Origin of the sequence: Saccharopolyspora kobensis, assembly GCF_900108315.1 — a bacterium.
Taxonomy (GTDB): domain Bacteria; phylum Actinomycetota; class Actinomycetes; order Mycobacteriales; family Pseudonocardiaceae; genus Saccharopolyspora; species Saccharopolyspora kobensis.
On the sequence record NZ_FNVB01000006.1, the window covers coordinates 161,674 to 179,385 of the forward strand.

Here is a 17,712-nt window from a genome sequence, read left to right on the forward strand (position 1 = left end):
CATAGCATCGCTATGCTTTCGCCGTTGGCATCTCCCGAGGAGGAAACCGTGGCCGTGGAACTGGTCAACCCCGACTGCCTGCCCAAGCCCGACGTGTACCGCCAGCTGTCCATCGCCAGCGGGTCGAAGCTCGTGTTCCTCGCCGGGCAGGTCGCCCGCGACGCCGACGGCACACCGGTCGGCGGCGGCGACTTCGCCGCGCAGGTCGAGCAGTGCTACCTCAACATCGGCCGGGCCCTGACCGAGATCGGCGGGTCCTTCGACGACGTCGCGAAGCTCACCGTCTACGTCGTGGACTGGACGCCCGAGAAGATGCCGCTGCTGGGCGAGGGCGTGAGCCGGGCGGCCGCGAAGCTCGGCATCGACCCGGTCAAGCCGATCACCCTGCTCGGCGTCGCGGCGCTGGGCGAACCGGACCTGATGGTCGAGGTCGAGGCCACCGCGGTCATCGAATAGCTAGCGGCCGGCGACGGTCTCGGCTTCGGCCACCAAGGCGTCGAGAACCAGCTGGACCGCCGGGCGTTCCGTGGCTCCTCGCCGGGAGACGACCTCGATGTTGCGGCCCGCTCGGACTCCGCTGAGCGGGCGCAGCGCCACCGCGCGGAGGTTCGCCGAGTACCGGGGCAGCAGCGCGACGCCGAAGCCGTCGGCGACCAGCACTTCGGTGATCCTGAAGTCGTTGATCCGCTGCACGACCTCCGGCCGCACGCCGGTGCGGACGGCCAGCGAGCGCAGCACGTCGTCCACCGGGAACCCGACGTCCACGCTCAGCCACGGCTCGCCCACCAGCTCGGCGGGTTCGACGCGCTCCTTCGCGGCCAGCGGATGGCCGAGCGGGAGCGCGACGTCAAGCGGTTCGCGCAGCAGCGGCGTGATCGTCGTGCGCTCGCTGTCGAACGGCGGCGCCTGGTCGTCCCGGTGCGCGACCACCAGGTCGAAGTCCGCGGTCAGCTCCGGGACCTCCACCGGCGTCATGTCCACGTCGCGGCACTCCACCCGCACCTTGGGGTGCGCCCGCATCCGCCGCAGCAGGCCGGAGAGCAGCAGGAACGCCCCGGACGGGAAGATCGCCACCCGCACCACGCCCCGCGGCGTCGACCGGTAGCTGTCCAGCTCCGCCTCGGCGCGGTCCAGCGCGGCCAGCACCTCGTCCGCCCGCGCCGCCAGGCTCCAGCCGGCATCGGTGAGCCGCAGGCCGCGACCCGCGGGCTCGGTCAGCTGGACACCGACCTCGGCCTGCAGCGCCCGGATCTGCTGCGAGACGGCGGACGGCGTGTAGGAGAGGGCCTTGGCGACAGCGGTGACGGTCCCCCGGTCGGCCAGCTCGCGCAAGAGCCGCAACCTGCGAACGTCCATGGATGGAGGTTACGCACCCCCTGATCGGCCCTGGTCAGGACACCGAATGCGGCCAACCGCGCCGGCGCTGGTCGCGTGACCGGCGCCTCCTCGTCCCGGATGCTGGATGTCCATGAAGGACTACTACACGCTTGATGCAATTAGTGTTGCTTGTTCTACACAGTTGGGCGGCGCAAGCTTGGTGCGTGAATCCCCGGGATCGTTCGCTGGCCGTCCTCGTCGCCGTGCTGTGGGGCGCCAACTTCATCGCCCTCGACTTCGGGCTCGGCCACTTCCCGCCGTTCTTCTTCGCCGCGCTGCGCTTCGCCGTGCTGCTGCCGGTGCTGTTCTTCGTGCCCCGGCCGGACGTGCCGTGGAAGTGGCTGCTCGGCTACGGGTTCTTCTTCGGCGCCATGCAGTTCGCGTTCCTGTTCGTGGCGATGAACATCGGGATGCCGACCGGCCTGGCCTCGCTGGTGCAGCAGGCCTCCGCGCCGTTCACCGTGGCGCTCGGGGCGCTGCTGCTGCGGGAGCGGATCACCTCGGTGCAGATCGTCGGCATCCTCACCGCGGTGCTCGGGATGGTGGTGATCGGCTGGAACCGCGCGCAGAGCGCCGCCCTGCTGCCGATGCTGATCACCGTGTGCGGCGCCTTCTCGTGGGCGCTGGGCAACCTGTGCGCGCGGAAGGCCAACCCGCCGAACCCGCTGCACCTGACGCTGTGGATCGCGATCGTGCCGCCGCTGCCGATGTTCGCGATGTCCGCCGCCTTCGAAGGGCCGACCGCCGGGTTGCGGGCGCTGACGACGGTCTTCGACTCGACCACCGGTTGGTACGCGCTCGCCGGCCTCGCCTACACCTCGCTGCTGGCGTCGGTCATCGGCTCCGGGCTGTGGACGACCCTGATGGGCCGCTACCCGGCGAGCCGGGTGGCACCGTTCTCGCTGCTGGTGCCGGTCGTCGGGTTCACCACCGCGTGGCTGGTCCTGGGCGAGCACCCGGACCCGGTCGAGCTCGCCGCGGGCGCGGTGGTGGTCACCGGCGTCCTGCTCGGCAGCCTCAACCTGAAGAAGCGCCGAGTCCAGGAACCGGTCCTGGAACGGGTGTGAGTTCGTGGTCGCTCTGCCGGGGTGGTCGCCCAGCGGAATGCGCCGGACCGCGGGTGCATGCCCAATGCGCGGCGGAGAGGCCGTCGCTCAGAACCGCTTGCACGAGCGCGGACGACAGTGTTCTCAGGCCCGGCGGGAGCCGGTGCGCTCGAAGTCCGGGTTGCAGACGTGGACGCCGTTGCCCTCCGGGCAGTCGTAGGACACCAGTGCGCGGCCGGACTCGGCCACCAGGCGATCCGCTGTCGCGGCCACCAAGATCGCCCGATGGTCGCAAGCCGTGCACCGCTGCGCGCTGCTGTACCTCACCCGTAACCTCCCGTTCACACCTGACCGAGGATCCTATGTGGACGGGATCGGCCGCGGGGACGGAACCGGTCAACTCGCCGGGCTGATGTCCAGATCGCCGAAGTCCGACGGGTCGACCGCCTCGGCGACCACCTCGTGCGGCTGCAAGGTGCCGTCGCGGATCTCCTCCGCGTAGTGGCACGCCACCCGGTGGCCGGGCTTCAGCTCGCGCAGCGCGGGGCGCTCGGTGTCGCAGCGGCTCGGCTGGCGCCACGGGCAGCGGGTGTGGAAGCGGCAGCCCGCGGGCGGGTTGGCGGGCGAGGGCAGATCGCCGGAGAGCAGGATCTGCTCGCGCTCGTCCTCCACCGTCGGATCCGGCACCGGGACCGCCGACAGCAGCGCCTTCGAGTACGGGTGCAGCGGCTCCGCGTAGAGGTCGTCCGATGTGGACTCCTCCACGATGCCGCCCAGGTACATCACGCCGACCCGGTCGGCGATGTGCCGCACCACCGCCAGGTCGTGCGCGATCACCAGGTAGGTCAGGCCGAACTCGGCCTGCAGGTCCTCCAGCAGGTTCACCACCTGCGCCTGCACCGAGACGTCCAGCGCGGACACCGGCTCGTCGGCCACCACCAGCTCCGGCCCCACCGACAGCGCGCGGGCGATGCCGATGCGCTGCCGCTGACCGCCGGAGAACTCGTGCGGGTACTTGCGCAGCGAGGTCGTCGGCAGGCCCACTGCGGAGAGCAGCTCGCGCAGCTTCTTGTCGGTGGCCTCCCGGTCGGCGCCCATGCCGTGCGCGCGCATGCCCTCGACCAGCAGCGACTGCACCGACTGCCGGGGATCCAGCGAGGACAGCGGGTCCTGGAAGACCATCTGCATCCGGCGGCGCATCCGGCGCAGCGGCTCGCCCTTCATCCCGGACAGGTCGACGCCGTCGAACACCACCTTGCCGCCGGTCGGCTTCTCCAGCCGCAGCACCGCGCGCCCGAGCGTCGACTTGCCGCAGCCGGACTCCCCGACCAGGCCGTAGGTCTCACCGCGCCGGATGCGCAGCGACACGCCGTCCACGGCGTAGACGTACCCGACCGTGCGGTCCAGCACCACGCCGCGCTTGATCGGGAAGTGCACCGCGACGTCCTCGACGTCGACCAGCACGTCCTCGGAATCCCCGGCGGTGTCCAGGGTTTCGGTCATGACGCCTCCGCCGTGCTAGTTCCCGCCGCAATTTCCATTGAAATCAGACGTCCAATTTCCATTGAACTTGCGCCAGGTTCTCCACAGGAACCGGCTCGTTGTCCACAGACACCGGCGTGTCGGGCACCGACACACCGGTGGTCCGCAAGTTCCATTGAAATCAGACATCCGATTTCCATTGAAATCTGAGGCCTGATTTCCATTGAAATCGCGGAAGTCATGAGGCCTCCACCGGGGTTCGTGCTTCTCGCACCGGGTTGTGGCAGCGCAGCAGGCGCGCGCCGACGTCGATGCTCACGTCCGGGGTCTGCTGCTCGCAGACCTCCAGGGCGTTCGGGCAGCGCGGGCAGAACGCGCAGCCCGCGTCCCACGGGATGTTGTCGCTGACCGAGCCCTTGATCGGCGAAAGCCGCTGGCCGCGCGGGGCGTCCAGCCTCGGGATCGAGGCCAGCAGCCCAGCGGTGTACGGGTGCCGCGGGCGCGCGAACAGCTCGTGCCGCGCGGCGCGCTCCACCACCCGGCCCGCGTAGAGCACGTTGACCTCGTCGCACAGGCCTGCCACCACGCCCAGGTCGTGCGTGATCATGATCAGCGCGGTCTCGGTCTCGGCGACCAGCTCCGACAGCAGCCGCAGAATCTGCGCCTGGATCGTCACGTCCAGCGCGGTGGTGGGCTCGTCGGCGATCAGCAGCCGCGGCTTGCAGGCCAGCGCCATCGCGATCAGCGCGCGCTGGCGCATCCCGCCGGAGAGCTGGTGCGGGTACTCGTTGAGCCGTCGCTTCGGGTCCGGGATGCCCACCCGGCGCAGCAGGTCCTCGGCCTCCGGCATCGCCTCCTTGCGCGAGAGACCGCGGTGCCGCTCGATCACCTCCGAGACCTGCAGCCCGATCGACACCACCGGGTTCAGCGAGGTCAGCGGGTCCTGGAACACCATGCTCAGGTCGCTGCCGCGACGCTGGTCCAGCTCCCGGCGGGACAGCGACAGCAGATCGGTGCCGTCGAAGCGCACCGAACCGGAGACCTCCGCACCGCGCGTCGGCAGCAGGCCCATGATCGCCAGCGAGGTGACCGACTTCCCGCAACCGGACTCGCCGACCAGGCCGACGGTGCGGCCGGGTTCGACGTCGAAGGAGATGCCGTCCACGGCGGTCACCGGCGGCTCGCCCTTGCGGGCGAAGACGACCGAGAGGTCGCGGACTTCCAGCAGTGCCATGATTTTCCTCCGTCAGCGCCGGCGCTTCGGGTCCAGCGCGTCCCGCAGGGACTCGCCGACCAGGGTGAAGCCGAGGGCGACCAGGATGATGCAGCTCGCCGGCCAGAACGCCAGCTGCGGGTGCGAGTCGATGATGTTCTGCGCGCCGCCGAGCATCTGGCCCCACTCCGGGACCGAGTCGTCGGCCGCGCCGAGGCCGAGGAAGGACAGCGCCGCCGCGTCGATGATCGCCACCGCCAGCACCAGCGTGGCCTGCACGATCACCGGGCCGAGCGCGTTCGGCAGCATGTGCCGGAACACGATCGAGCTCTCCTTCACGCCCAGCGCCCGCGCCGCCAGCACGTGATCGCTGGCGCGCTGCGCGAGCATCGTGCCGCGCAGCAGGCGGCCGAAGATCGGCACCTGCACGATCGCCACCGCCAGGATCACGGTGAACTGGCTCTGCTGCGCGAACAGCGCGCCGATCGACACCGCCAGCAGCAGCGACGGCACCGACAGCATCACGTCCACGACCCGCATGACCAGCGAGTCCACCCAGCCGCCGAACGCACCGGCCACCACACCCAGCACCAGGCCGCCGCCGAGGCCGATCACGGTGGCCAGCACGGCGACCAGCAGCGTCTGCTGAGAACCCAGCAGCAGCCGGGAGAACAGGTCGCGGCCGTACTGGTCACCGCCGAGCGGGAAGCCCTCCTGCGGCGGCGGGATGGTGTTCTCCGCGCGGGAGACCTGGTCGACCAGGACCCGCAACGCCGGGTCGTGCGGCGCCAGCAGCGGGGCGAGCAGCGCCACCAGCACGAACACCGCGATGATCACCGCGCCGACCACGAACACCGGGTTGCGCTTGAGCCGCCGCCACGCCGACGCCGCCAGGCTCACCCCGGCGTCCGCCGAGGCCTCCGCCAGCGCGTCGATGCGCTCCTTGCGCTGCGATTTCAGAGCCATGACCTCACCGTGTCCGCAGTCGTGGGTCGATCAACGCGTACGAGAGGTCGACCAGCAGGTTGACCAGCACGTACATCATCGCCGAAGCCAGGATCACCACCTGGAGCACCGGGAAGTCCTTGCGCTCGAAGCCCAGCGCGACCGCCTGCCCGATGCCCGCGATGTTGAACACCCGCTCGGTCAGCACCGCACCGGCCAGCAGCGCACCGGTCTGCAGACCGATCGTGGTGACCACCGGCAGCATCGCGTTGTGCAGGATGTGCCTGCGGCGGATGACCATCGAGGCCAGGCCCTTCGCCCGCGCGGTGCGCACGTAGTCCTCGTCCATCACGTCCAGCACCGCGGCCCGGGTGATCCGGAAGATCACCGCGAACGGGATGGTGGACAGCGCGATGGCGGGCAGGATCAGGTGCACGAAGGAGTTCCACGCGGCATCCCACTCGCGGGTCAGCAGCCCGTCGAGGATGTAGAAGCCGGTGACCCTGGTGGCGTCCAGCCCGGCGTCCTGGCGGCCGGATGCGGGCAGCACGCCCAGCTGGACGGCGAACACGAACTTCAGCAGGAAAGCCAGGAAGAACACCGGCACCGCGACGCCGACCAGCGACCAGGTGATGCTCAGGTTGTCCAGCCAGCTGCCGCGCTTGCGGGCGGCCAGGTAGCCCAGCGGGATGCCGATGGCCACGGCCAGCAGCAGCGCCAGGACGGACAGCTCCAGCGTCGCCGGGAAGCGGGTCAGGAACACCTCCATCGCGGGCGTGCCGGGCTGCACGCCGGTGGAGGTGCCGAAGTCACCGGTGGCGGCGCGGCCCAGGAACCGCAGGTACTGCACGAAGAGCGGCTGGTCCATGCCGAGATCTGCTTCGAGCTGCGCCCGCGCCTCCGGCGTGGCGCGGTCGCCCAGCATCGCCGACACCGGCCCGCCGGGCAGCGAGCGCAGCCAGGCGAACAGCAGGATCGACAGGACGAAGACGACCAGCACCAGCTGCGCCAGTCGCCGGATCGTGTAGCGGAGCACGCGAACCCCCGTTGCTCAGTTCGGCAGCGAGCGCGATTTCGCGCGAAACCGACGGACCCCGTGCGGGAGCCGCGCCGGTTTCGCGCGAAATCGTCAACTCACTGGCCCGAGATGCTCACCGAGGCGAACTCTTCGGCGGTCAGCGGCGAGGTCTGCAGACCCTCCACCTCGGCGCTCGTGACGATCGCCGGCGGCGAGTGCGACAGCGGGATGGCAGGCAGGTACTCGGACATCAGCTTGCGGTTGATGTCCTGGTACATCTGCTCGCGCTTGGCCTCGTCCGGCTCGGCGTCGGCGGCCTTCAGCTGGTTCGCCAGGTCCGCGCCCCACGGCGAGCCCGCCGTGTAGAAGCGGTTCTCCGTGGTGCCGAAGAAGGTGCCGATGAAGTTGTCCGGCGTGTTGTAGTCACCGGTCCAGCCGAGCAGGAAGATGTCGGCCCTGGCGTTGTCGACGTCGTCGATGTAGCCGCCGTTCCACGGCTTGCTGACCGGGTTCACGGTGATGCCCGCGGCGCGCAGGTTCTCGGCGAGCGCGTTGTAGATGCCCTGCGGGTCCGGCATGTACGGCCGGGTCACCTCGGTGGGCCAGTAGAAGTTCACCGTCAGGTTCGGCACGCCCGCCTCGGCGAGCAGCTGCTTGGCCTTCGCCGGGTCGTGCGGGTACTTCTGCACGTCGTCGGCGTAACCGTCCACTGTGTCCGGGTAGAACTGGGTGGCGACCGAGGCGCCCTCCGGCAGGTTCGCCTTGACCAGCGTCTCGCGGTCCAGCGCGTAAGCCAGCGCCTGGCGCACCTTCACGTCCTTCAGCGCCGGGTTGTTCTTCTGGGTGATGCCCAGGTACATGATGTTGAACGGGTCGCGGACCTGGACGTTGTGCCCGGCGTCGCGCAGGGCCTTGAGGTCGGCGGCGTTCGGGAAGTCGTAGCCGTCGATGGCGCCCGACTCCAGCTCCTGCTTGCGCACCGTCTCGTCCGGGATGATGCGGAAGATCAGCTCGTTGAGCTTGGCCTTCTCGCCCCAGTACTCCTCGTTGCGGACCAGCTTGATGGTGCCGTTGCCCTCGTCGTAGGAGGCGAACTTGAACGGACCGGTGCCGGTCGGCTGCGAGCGCGAGTACTCCGGGTAGACGAAGCTGTCGCCCTGGGCCTGCACGTCGTTTGCCTTGTACTTCTCCATCGCCGTCGGCGACTGCATGCTGAACGACGGGAGCCCGAGGATGTCCGGGAACTTCGAGCTGGCGCGGGTCAGGTGCACCACCGCGGTCGTCGGGTCGGGCGACTCGCAGGACTGGTACAGCGACGGCGTCTTGCCGTCGGAGAACCCGCCGAAGTTCTCGATCCAGTAGTACGACAGCGCCTGGTTCTGCCCGGCGCCGGTCTGGTCGAACATGCGCTGGAAGTTCTTGCACACCGCTTCGGCGTTGAAGTCGGTGCCGTCGTGGAACTTCACGCCGGTGCGCAGCTTGAACGTCCAGGACTTGCCGTCCGGGCTGTGCTCCCAGCTCTCCGCGAGCTCCGGTTCGACGTCGGCGGATCCGGGCTTGAACCCGACCAGGCCCTCCATGATCTGCCGGCTGACCCGGAAGGTCTCGCCGTCGGAGGCGTAGAAGGGGTCGAACCCGTCGGGAGCACCGGCCGCGCCGAAGGTGAGCGTGCCGCCCTCTCCGCCCCCGGCCTCGCGCTGCGACTGCGCGCACGCGGCCAGCGAAGTGGCCGCGACGAGCGCGACGCCGACAGTGGCGACACGGCGCCGCGTGGTGAACGCGCGGCGTGGCGCCGATGGAGCTCTACTCATGGAAGCACCTCAGTGTGTCTCAGGTCTCAGAGTGCCGTGAGACTAACCCGCACCACGCGTTCGATGGAGTCCCAGAGGTTACGATCCGACTACTTAGGGCTACCTAATGAACCCGATCGATAACTATCGATCACCCGCCCGTACCAGCGAATTCGACTACTTGCCGTCATGGCAACTCCGCTGCGGAGTTCCGGCAAATACGGGAAAAACGTAAACACCCGGCGAACGCGGATGTGAAGAAGCCGCCCGGCGACGGCGTGCGTCACCGGGCGGCTTCAGAGGTTCGGGGCTAGAGCGCCCTGCGTCCGGAGAGCGCCCTGCCGAGGGTGAGCTCGTCGGCGAACTCCAGGTCCCCGCCCATCGGGAGGCCCGACGCGAGCCGGGTGACCGTCAGACCGGGGAAGTCCCGCAGCATCCGGACCAGGTAGGTCGCGGTCGCCTCGCCCTCGGTGTTCGGGTCGGTCGCGATGATCACCTCGGTGATGTCGTCCTTGCCGATGCGGGCCAGCAGCTCGCGCACCCGCAGCTGGTCCGGGCCCACCCCGGACAACGGGTCCAGCGCCCCGCCGAGGACGTGGTAACGCCCCTTGAACTCGCGGGTGCGCTCGACGGCCAGCACGTCCTTGGGCTCCTCGACGACGCACACCAGCGCCTTGTCGCGGCGGACGTCCCGGCAGATGCGGCAGGTGGTCTCCTCGGAGACGTTGCCGCAGACGTCGCAGAACACCACGCCTTCCTTGACCTTCTGCAGCACTTCCTGCAGCCGGGTCACGTCCGCGGGCTCGGCCGCGAGCAGGTGGAAGGCGATGCGCTGCGCGCTCTTCGGACCGATGCCCGGCAACCTGCCGAGCTCGTCGATCAAATCCTGTACCGGACCTTCGTACACTTCTCGCTCGTTTCCGGGGCCTGCGCGGTCCCAAGCGAACCGCGCTCGAAGCCGGCTCGACCGCACAGCTCCGACTGAGGTTCTTTCGTCTTGATCGGCCACCGCAGCCGCGACGCCTGGTGCGCCGCGGGCTGTCGCAAGCGCCGAAGGCGCTTTCGGATCCGCCCTCGCGAACTCGCACCGGCGCGGGTTCTGAGAGGTTTCCCGGCGAGGACGGCCCAGCCGCCGTGCACCGGTCGTGCACCAGGCTGGGCAGCCGCAGTCCAGGGGACCTCTCCGGTTCGCCACCCGCACCGCCGCGCAGAACGAGGCCGGAATCCCGTGATCACATGCCCGGCAGGGACAGGCCGCCGCCGAGGCCGCTGGTCAGCGGTCCCATCTTCGCCGCCTGCAGCTCCTGCGCCGCGCGGTTGGCGTCGCGCACCGCGGCGACCACCAGATCCGCCAGCGTCTCGGTGTCCTCCGGGTCGGCCGCCTTCGGGTCGATGGTGAGGCCCTTCAGCTCACCGGCGCCGGTGACCGTCGCGGTCACCAGGCCGCCACCGGCGCTACCGGTGACCTCCGCCTCGGCGAGCTCCTGCTGCGCGGTCATCAGCTGCTGCTGCATCTTCTGCGCCTGTTCCATGATCTGCTGCATGTTCGGCTGGCCACCTGGCTGCACGGTGCTCCTCCTCGTCTCGCGGGACCCGCGCCCGATCGGGCGGCACGAGCACGGGGTACACCACCCAGCCTAGAGCCTGCTGGTGCCCGGTCTGCGTGCGTGGTCGCCTCGGGAACGAGCGCCCCCGGTCGGCCCCTGGGCTCAGCGGGTCGCGCGTGACAGGGTGTCGGCATGGCGCTGGACATCGTGCGGTTGCTGGAGCTCACCAGCTGGCGGGCATTCGACGTGACCGGCACCGGCCGGGTGCTGGCCGGCTCCGACGAGTCCGGCTCGACGCAGCTGGTCGAGCTCGCCGACGGCGCGAGCACCCGGCTCACCGCGCTGTCCGGTGCCGTGACCGGCCGCTACTTACCGGGCGAGCGCGCGGTGGTGGTGCAGCACGACACCGACGGCGACGAGCGCGGCCAGCTGTCGCTGCTGCGCCTGGACCAGCCGCGACCGGGACCGGTGCGGCTGCCCGAGCTGTGCCCGCTGGTCCGCGATCCCGAGCACGTGCACCGGCTGCTGGACGTGCTGCCGGGCCGGATCGTCTACAGCACCAACCGCCGCAACGGCGTCGACTTCGACGTGATCGTCCGCGAGGTGGCCACCGGCGAGGAGCACGTCGTCTACGACCAGGGCGGCATGGTGCTGGAGGTCGCGGCCGACGGCGACCGCACCGCGGTCACCGTGCCCGGCGGGCCGCCCATGTCCGACCAGCTGGTGGTCGTCGACGCGGGCCGGGTGCGGACGCTGACCGGTCGCGAAGTGGCCGCCCGGCACACCAACGTCCACTGGCTGCCCGGCGGTTCCGGGCTGATCACCACCACGAACTTCGAGCGCGACCGCACCGGCGTGGCCCGCATCGACCCGGACACCGGAAACCGGACCTGGCTGGTGACCTCCGACGAACACGACCTGACCGGCTGGCCGTCGCCGGACGGCTCGACGCTGCTCGTGCAGGCCAACGACGACGGAGCCAGCCGACTGGCGCTGCACGACGCGGCGACCGGTCGGCGGCGGCACGAGGTGCGCCTGCCCGCGGACGGCTGGTGCGCGTTCCCGCTGCCGCAACCGGTGTGGTCCCCGGACTCGCGGTTCGTCGCGCTGACCTTCACCGCACCGGCGGTTCCGGGCGATGTGCTCCTGGTGGACGCGACCACCGGCGAATGCCGCGCGCTGACCGACTCCGCCGCGCAGCTCGCCGGCGAACTGCCGGTGCAGCCGACCACCCACCGGGTGCCGACCCGCGACGGCGAACGGCTGCCGTGCTTCCGGTACTCGCCTGCGGAACCCGATCCGCAGCTGGCCGGATCCGCCGTGCTGATCGTCCACGGTGGACCGGAGAGCCAGTCGGTGCGCGGCTTCAACCCGATCGTCCAAGCGCTCGTCGCGCAGGGCCACGAGGTGCTGGTGCCGAACGTGCGCGGCTCCACCGGCTACGGCAAGCGGTGGTACTCCGCCGACGACGGGCGCAACCGGCTGGAAGCGGTGGCCGACCTCGCCGACCTGCACGACTGGCTGCCCGCGATCGGCCTGGACCCGCGCCGCGCGGCGCTGTGGGGCGGCTCGTACGGCGGCTACATGGTGCTGGCGGGGCTGGCGTTCCAGCCGGAGCGCTGGGCGGCGGGCGTCGACATCGTCGGCATCTCGTCGCTGGTGACGTTCCTGCAGAACACCGCGCCCTACCGGCGAGCCCACCGCGAGCGCGAGTACGGCTCGCTGGCCGCCGACGCGGACTTCCTGCACGAGGCCTCGCCGCTGACCGAGGTCGCGGCGATCGCGGCGCCGCTGTTCGTCCTGCACGGCGCGAACGACCCGAGGGTGCCGCTGTCGGAAGCGGAGCAGATCGCGGCCGCGGTCCGCGCGAAGGGCCTGGAGTGCGAGCTGCTGGTCTACCCGGACGAAGGCCACGGCCTGGCGAAGCGCCCCAACCGCCTCGACGCCTACCCGAAGGTCCTCGCCTTCCTCGCACGCCACCTAGCAAGGCCCTGACGACCTCCGACCGGACGCAATTTCAATTGAAATCAGATGTCAAATTTCAATTGAAATTGCGGATCACCGGCGTGTTGGTGCCCGACACGCCGGGGCCTGTGGACAACCACCCGGTCCCTGTGGATGACCTGACGCAATTTCAATTGAAATCGGAGGTCCGATTTCAATTGAAATTGCGGAAATCCGGGGTGGGGCGGGTGGTCGTGACCGCCGTGCCGGTGGGTCAGTTGTCGATTCGGCGGGCGCCGAGCTCGCGCTCGAAGAGCTCGACCGCGGCTGCTTCCGGGTCCGGGCCGATGGGGGTGCTGGCGTCGTACGGGGAGGACTCGGCGAGCATCGCCTCCGGGTCTTCCTCGTCGTCGCTGGGCGACGGCTTCGGCGCGGGCTCCGGTTCCGGCGGCTTGACCGGCTCCGGCGGCGGGACGTAGTCCGGCGGCGGGGGCTCCTCGTCCGGCGGCTCAGGTGGCGGCGGAATGTCGTCGGGTTCCGGCGGACGCGGCACCGTGCCCTGCCGGGGCGCCTGCGCGCGGGCCTGCTGCGACGGACGAGTCGGCTGAGCGCTCGGACGGCCACCGGGGGCCTGGCTGTTCGGCTGCTCGCCCGCCGCCTCGGCGGCCGCGGTCGACCGGCGCTGCAGAGGCTGCTTGGGCGCGGCCGGGCGCGCCGGAGCGGGCGGCGGAGCCGCACCGGCCTCGACGCACTGGATCTCCCACTCGCCGGGGTGGCTGATGATCTGGCCCAGCGCCTGCCGCACGAAGTCCAGCCGCCGCTGCTGGGCGAACTGCTTGACCAGCCCGGAGGTCGGCATCGACAGCACGACCACGCCGTCGTCGACCCGGATCTCCTGCACGGTGGCGTTGAGCAGCAGAGCCTGCGTCGGCCGGTTCAGCTTCGCGACGGCCTGCAGCACGTCGTTCCACACCTGCCGCGTCTTCGCCGCGTCGAACGCCGCTGGCGCGGCTCCCGCCGCTCCGCCGCCCGACGGCTCCGCCTGAGCTGCGCCGCGCTGCGGCTCCGCACCGACGGCACTCCGCTGCTCCGCAGCTCCGTTCGGCTGCGCTGCCGCAACGCTCCGCTGCTCCGCAGCTCCGCCTTGCTCCGCACGCCCAGCGCCTTGCGGCTGCGCCGCAACGGCACCCTGCGCCGCACCGGTGCTCCGCTGCTCCGCAGCTGCACCCGGCTCCGCCGCACCGCCGCTCCGCTGCTCCGCAGCTGCGCTCGGCACCGCCGCTCCACCCTGCGCCGCTCCGTCGCTGCGCTCGGCGGCTTCCGCCGCTGCGCGCTCGTGCGGGCGCTGGAAGACCCGGCGCGGCCGGGAGTCGCCGTCCGCCGCTGCCGCGGCTTCCGGCTGCGGTGCGGGCGCTCCGCCGCCGCTCGGCGCGATGACGCCTCGGCGTTCGATCGACTCGAGTCGTTGCAGCAGTGCGGTTTCGGAGTCCGAGACCGCCGGGAGCATCATCCGGGCGCAGAGGAGCTCCAGCAGGAGGCGGGGCGCGGTGGCGCCGCGCATCTCGGAGAGTCCGGTGTGGACGATCTCGGCGAAGCGGGACAGGGTGGCCGGGCCGAGCTGCTCGGCCTGGCGCCGCATCCGCTCCAGCTCGTCGCCCGCCGCTTCCACCAAGCCGCGGTCGGCGGCGTCCGGCACCGAGCAGAGCAGGATCAGGTCGCGGAGCCGGTCGAGCAGGTCGGAGCCGAAGCGGCGCGGGTCGTGACCGGCTTCCACCAATCGGTCGACGGTGGCGTAGACGGAGGCGGCGTCGCCGCCGGCGAGCGCGTCGACCATGTCGTCGATCATGGCCACGTCGGTGACGCCGAGCAGCGCGATCGCCCGCTCGTAGGTGACGCCCTGGTCGGTCGCGCCCGCCAGCAGCTGGTCGAGCACGCTCAGCGTGTCGCGCGCCGAGCCACCACCGGCCCGGATGACCAGCGGGAACACCGCGGGCTCCACCTGCACGCCCTCGTCGGCGCAGATCCGCTCGACGAGCTCGCGCATCACGCCCGGCGGCATCAGCCGGAACGGGTAGTGGTGGGTCCGGGACCGGATGGTGGTGAGCACCTTGTCCGGCTCGGTGGTGGCGAAGACGAAGATCAGGTGTTCGGGCGGCTCTTCGACGATCTTCAGCAGGGCGTTGAAGCCCTGCGTGGTGACCATGTGGGCCTCGTCGATGATGAAGATCCGGTACCGCGACTGGGCGGGCGCGTAGAAGGCCCGGTCGCGCAGTTCGCGGGTGTCGTCGACGCCGCCGTGGCTGGCCGCGTCGAGCTCCACGACGTCGACGCTGCCGCCGCCCTCCGGGGCCAGCGCGACGCAGGAGTCGCACTCGCCGCACGGGTCGGCCGTCGGGCCCTGCGCGCAGTTCAGCGAGCGCGCGAGGATGCGCGCGCTGGAGGTCTTGCCGCAGCCGCGCGGCCCGGAGAACAGGTAGGCGTGGTTGATCCGGCCGGAGGACAGCGCGGTCCGCAGCGGCTCGGTGACGTGTTCCTGCCCGACGACCTCAGCGAAGGTCGCCGGCCGGTACTTGCGGTAGAGGGCGAGCGCCACGAGCAGAACCCTACGCGGTACGGCTGACACAGCGGACAGGACCCGAAGGCCCCCGGAAAAGTAAGGGGACCCCGTGCACCCGCCAGAGCCCGCTTACCCTTGCTGCCTTCCGGCCCTGGGGGAGTTCACAGGATGGACGTCGCACGAGGTCCACGGACAGTGTAACCCGACTACCCGGGCGCTCCGCGAGGAGGCCTCGGTCACTGATCGCCGCGCAGCTCGCCGCAGGCCCCGAGCCCGGCGACCGACCTGCGCATTCGGCACTCGCCTAGCGCTGGTGGGCGAACCGGCGCGCATCGGCCACCAGCGAACTGGTGTACGAGTCCGGAGCGAGGCGGAGCTGCACGCTGCGCATCCAAGTCGCCGCCGTCTGGCGACTGCCCCCCGCGCCGGCGGACAACATCACCAGCGGGATGATCAGGACGTAGGAGAACTGCTGCCAGTACTGGGCCGCGTCCGGCGGCAGCAGTCCCGTCGTCCACGCGATCGTCGCGGCGAGCCACGCCGCCGCGTTGAGGATCACCGCGGCCATGCCGATCCAGAACCAGCGACGAGCGTTGAGGTAGGCACGAGCGGCTTCACCGAGGACGGCTCCGAATCCGGCTGCCGGATCACCGTGGGAATCGTTGATCGACATGGGAGCGAGCCTGACATCCAGCACGCCCTCCCGTGGCCCGTTCGCGCACATCCGCACCTCGCCCGAAAGATCGTCCGTCCAGGTCATGACCCTTATCCGCTGCTCAGGAAGCCCTCTGCTAGGCTTCCGCACGGAGGATTGGCCGAGCGGCCTAAGGCGCACGATTGGAAATCGTGTTGGGTTAATAGCCCTCACGGGTTCGAATCCCGTATCCTCCGCGCTGAGACGGATGCCCCCGCGAGATGTTCGCGGGGGCATCCGTCGTTTCGCGCGCGAAAAGGACGCCCCGGCCGGGGCCGGGGCGTCTTCGCGGTCGTGGTCAGCGGACGGTGAAGCGGGCGATCTGGGGGTCGTGGTCGCTGGCCTGGTCGGCGAACTCCGCGTTGATGTGCACCAGGTCGTAGTCGGCGCGGAGCGACGGCGTGGCCAGGATGTGGTCCAGCTGCTGGGAATTGCCCTCGTAGACGTAGCTGTAGCGCTCGAGCGGGGGCAGCGCGCCGGCCAGCGGCACGAGCGCGCCGCCCTCGGTCAGGCGCTGCACCGCCGGGGCGAAGCCGTAGTCGTTGAGGTCGCCGAGGACGACCACGCGGGCCTGGTCGTCGATGGCCAGCGCTTCGTCGACGAAACCGCGCACCGCCTGCGCCTGCTTCTCGCGCTGCAGCTCGGAAACGCGCTCCGGCGGCTGCAAGCGGCCGTGCAGCGGCTGGTCGCCGCCCTTGGAGTTGAAGTGGTTGGCCACCACGAGCACGGTGCGGCCGCGGAAGACGAACTCGCCGGCCAGCGGCTTCCGGCTGGCCGTCCAGGCGTCGCTGGCCGGGTCGATGCGGCCCGGCGAGGCGCTCAGCCCCAGCCGGTTGCCGCGCTCGACCGGGTGCACCGGGGTGGTCGCGTCGCCGCCCGGCCGGTCCACGAAGGACACCCGCGCCGGGTTGTAGAGGAACGCCACCCGGATGTTGCCGCCGGGCTGGCCGCCGTCGGCGTTGTTCTGCGGGTCGATCTGGCGCCACAGGTAGCGCGGGCCGCCGGCCGCCGCGATCGCGTCGGTGAACCGGCGGAGGGTCTCGTCGGCGGCCACCACGCCGTTGTCGTTCGGGCCGCTGTTGTCCTGGACCTCTTCCAGCGCGAGGACGTCCGGCGCGGCCAGGTGCTCGACGACACCCTGCGCGAGCCGGTCGAACTTCGCCTGATCGTTGTCCGGCGCGAGGTTCTCCACGTTGTAGGTGGCGATCGCCAGCTCGTCATCGCGCTGCGGGCGGGTGGTTTCCGGCCGCAGGCCGCCGGGCCGGTGCTCGCCGAGGCCGGTGGCCTCCAGCACGTAGCCACCGAAGCGGGAGTAGTCCAGCGGACCCTCGGTGCTGCCGCGCAAGCTGTCCCCGACGTTGGCCGCGGGGAACGGGCCGTCGGCCAGCGATTCGACCTTGAGGCGACCCGCGTTGGCATCGGCGTAGTCGGTGTAGGTGGTGCCGCCGCGGCCGTTGGCGTTGTGCTCCGGCTTACTGGTGATCCACAGCGCCCGGTACGAATCGGTCGGCCCGACCACCCGGGCGTCGTCGACCCGCAGCAGCATGCCCTCGCGCGACTCGTAGTAGTCCAGCGCGTAGCGCTGCGGTTCCAGCTCGCGCTTGTCGATGTTGCCCTCCAGCGGCGCGAACTCGCCGGGCACCGCGTCCGGGCCGACCACCTCGGCTGGCACCTCGCCCCTGCCGGTGAGCTGCCAGCTCGCCTCGACCAGCTCGGTGACCGACTGGTTCGCCGTGGTCTCCGGCGTTTCACCGCTCGCGGTCGGGTAGTACTCGGTGACCTTCCCGCCGACCACCACGGCATCTCCGACGGCCACCGCCGGTGTCTGCTTCCCGGTGAAGACGAACAGGCCCTCGCTGGTGCGCGGATCGCCGTCGGGCTCCGGGTCCTGGAACCAGAAGCCGCGCACCGAGCCGTACCCGCGAACCCCGGTGACGACACCGGCGACGCCGGTCACCCGCTGGCCGTCGAGCGGGGACACCCGCGCGGTGCCCTGGATGTCGTGGATCCGAACGACCGGTTCGGCAGCGGCCGCGGGCGCCAGCGACAGCAGCACCCCGGTAGCGACGAGCAGTGACGTGACGCGCACTCCGGCTTCC

At 70.8% G+C, this 17,712-nt stretch carries 15 protein-coding genes, 1 tRNA gene and 1 other RNA gene; 4 read left to right on the forward strand and 13 right to left on the reverse strand.

The window, feature by feature from the left end; genetic code table 11:
• Window positions 1–48 precede the first annotated feature (48 nt).
• Window positions 49–456 carry a RidA family protein gene (locus C4T78_RS21160; RefSeq protein ID WP_093356191.1) on the forward strand — a complete coding sequence of 136 codons (408 nt, stop codon included), beginning with the start codon at window positions 49–51 and terminating at the stop codon, window positions 454–456.
• On the opposite strand, the gene C4T78_RS21165 is transcribed toward C4T78_RS21160, so the two are convergent.
• Window positions 457–1,356: a LysR family transcriptional regulator gene (locus C4T78_RS21165; RefSeq protein WP_093356192.1), complete on the reverse strand. Its 900-nt coding sequence runs from the start codon at window positions 1,354–1,356 to the stop codon at window positions 457–459. It abuts the gene before it with no gap.
• 185 nt (window positions 1,357–1,541) lie between these two features.
• On the opposite strand from C4T78_RS21165, the gene C4T78_RS21170 reads away from it, so the two are divergent.
• Complete coding sequence (locus C4T78_RS21170) at window positions 1,542–2,444, forward strand: EamA family transporter (protein WP_177247713.1); 903 nt, start codon at window positions 1,542–1,544, stop codon at window positions 2,442–2,444.
• Window positions 2,445–2,567: 123 nt separating this feature from the next.
• Here C4T78_RS21170 and C4T78_RS37075 read toward each other — a convergent pair whose 3' ends face one another.
• The 8 genes from C4T78_RS37075 to C4T78_RS21210 all read right to left on the reverse strand — a co-directional run bounded on the left by C4T78_RS37075 (window position 2,568) and on the right by C4T78_RS21210 (window position 10,439).
• Window positions 2,568–2,696 carry a hypothetical protein gene (locus tag C4T78_RS37075; RefSeq protein WP_258958353.1) on the reverse strand — a complete coding sequence of 43 codons (129 nt, stop codon included), beginning with the start codon at window positions 2,694–2,696 and terminating at the stop codon, window positions 2,568–2,570.
• A gap of 123 nt (window positions 2,697–2,819) precedes the next feature.
• Window positions 2,820–3,926, reverse strand: coding sequence for an ABC transporter ATP-binding protein (locus C4T78_RS21180; protein ID WP_093356195.1), 1,107 nt, complete (start codon window positions 3,924–3,926; stop codon window positions 2,820–2,822).
• Between the two features lie 217 nt (window positions 3,927–4,143).
• Window positions 4,144–5,139 carry an ABC transporter ATP-binding protein gene (locus C4T78_RS21185; protein ID WP_093356196.1) on the reverse strand — a complete coding sequence of 332 codons (996 nt, stop codon included), beginning with the start codon at window positions 5,137–5,139 and terminating at the stop codon, window positions 4,144–4,146.
• Window positions 5,140–5,151: 12 nt separating this feature from the next.
• The gene (locus C4T78_RS21190) at window positions 5,152–6,084 is read right to left on the reverse strand and encodes an ABC transporter permease (protein WP_093158113.1); all 933 of its coding nucleotides are present in this window, start codon (window positions 6,082–6,084) and stop codon (window positions 5,152–5,154) included.
• A gap of 4 nt (window positions 6,085–6,088) precedes the next feature.
• A complete protein-coding gene (locus C4T78_RS21195; RefSeq protein ID WP_093158114.1) occupies window positions 6,089–7,099 on the reverse strand; it encodes an ABC transporter permease in 1,011 nt (336 codons plus the stop codon).
• A 98-nt stretch (window positions 7,100–7,197) separates the two neighbouring features.
• Window positions 7,198–8,892 (reverse strand): ABC transporter substrate-binding protein, encoded by a 1,695-nt coding sequence (locus C4T78_RS21200; RefSeq protein ID WP_093356197.1) that lies wholly within the window; start codon window positions 8,890–8,892, stop codon window positions 7,198–7,200.
• 289 nt (window positions 8,893–9,181) lie between these two features.
• Window positions 9,182–9,778: a recombination mediator RecR gene (gene recR, locus C4T78_RS21205; protein ID WP_093158117.1), complete on the reverse strand. Its 597-nt coding sequence runs from the start codon at window positions 9,776–9,778 to the stop codon at window positions 9,182–9,184.
• Window positions 9,779–10,103: 325 nt separating this feature from the next.
• Window positions 10,104–10,439 carry a YbaB/EbfC family nucleoid-associated protein gene (locus C4T78_RS21210; protein WP_093356199.1) on the reverse strand — a complete coding sequence of 112 codons (336 nt, stop codon included), beginning with the start codon at window positions 10,437–10,439 and terminating at the stop codon, window positions 10,104–10,106.
• Between the two features lie 171 nt (window positions 10,440–10,610).
• Between C4T78_RS21210 and C4T78_RS21215 the strand changes: the two genes are divergently transcribed.
• Window positions 10,611–12,413: an alpha/beta hydrolase family protein gene (locus tag C4T78_RS21215; protein ID WP_093356200.1), complete on the forward strand. Its 1,803-nt coding sequence runs from the start codon at window positions 10,611–10,613 to the stop codon at window positions 12,411–12,413.
• A 223-nt stretch (window positions 12,414–12,636) separates the two neighbouring features.
• Here the strand turns inward: C4T78_RS21215 and C4T78_RS21220 are convergent, their stop codons facing one another.
• The 3 genes from C4T78_RS21220 to C4T78_RS21230 form a co-directional block, all read right to left on the reverse strand.
• Window positions 12,637–14,955, reverse strand: a complete 2,319-nt coding sequence (locus C4T78_RS21220) for a DNA polymerase III subunit gamma and tau (RefSeq protein WP_093356201.1) — start codon at window positions 14,953–14,955, stop codon at window positions 12,637–12,639.
• A 60-nt stretch (window positions 14,956–15,015) separates the two neighbouring features.
• An RNA gene (gene ffs / locus C4T78_RS21225) (signal recognition particle sRNA small type) lies at window positions 15,016–15,110 on the reverse strand.
• A 113-nt stretch (window positions 15,111–15,223) separates the two neighbouring features.
• Window positions 15,224–15,592, reverse strand: coding sequence for a hypothetical protein (locus C4T78_RS21230; protein WP_143185949.1), 369 nt, complete (start codon window positions 15,590–15,592; stop codon window positions 15,224–15,226).
• Window positions 15,593–15,724: 132 nt separating this feature from the next.
• Between C4T78_RS21230 and C4T78_RS21235 the strand changes: the two genes are divergently transcribed.
• A tRNA-Ser gene (locus C4T78_RS21235) sits at window positions 15,725–15,810 on the forward strand.
• Between the two features lie 101 nt (window positions 15,811–15,911).
• On the opposite strand, the gene C4T78_RS21240 is transcribed toward C4T78_RS21235, so the two are convergent.
• Window positions 15,912–17,702: a DUF8508 domain-containing protein gene (locus C4T78_RS21240; protein WP_093356204.1), complete on the reverse strand. Its 1,791-nt coding sequence runs from the start codon at window positions 17,700–17,702 to the stop codon at window positions 15,912–15,914.
• Between the last annotated feature and the right edge of the window lie 10 nt (window positions 17,703–17,712).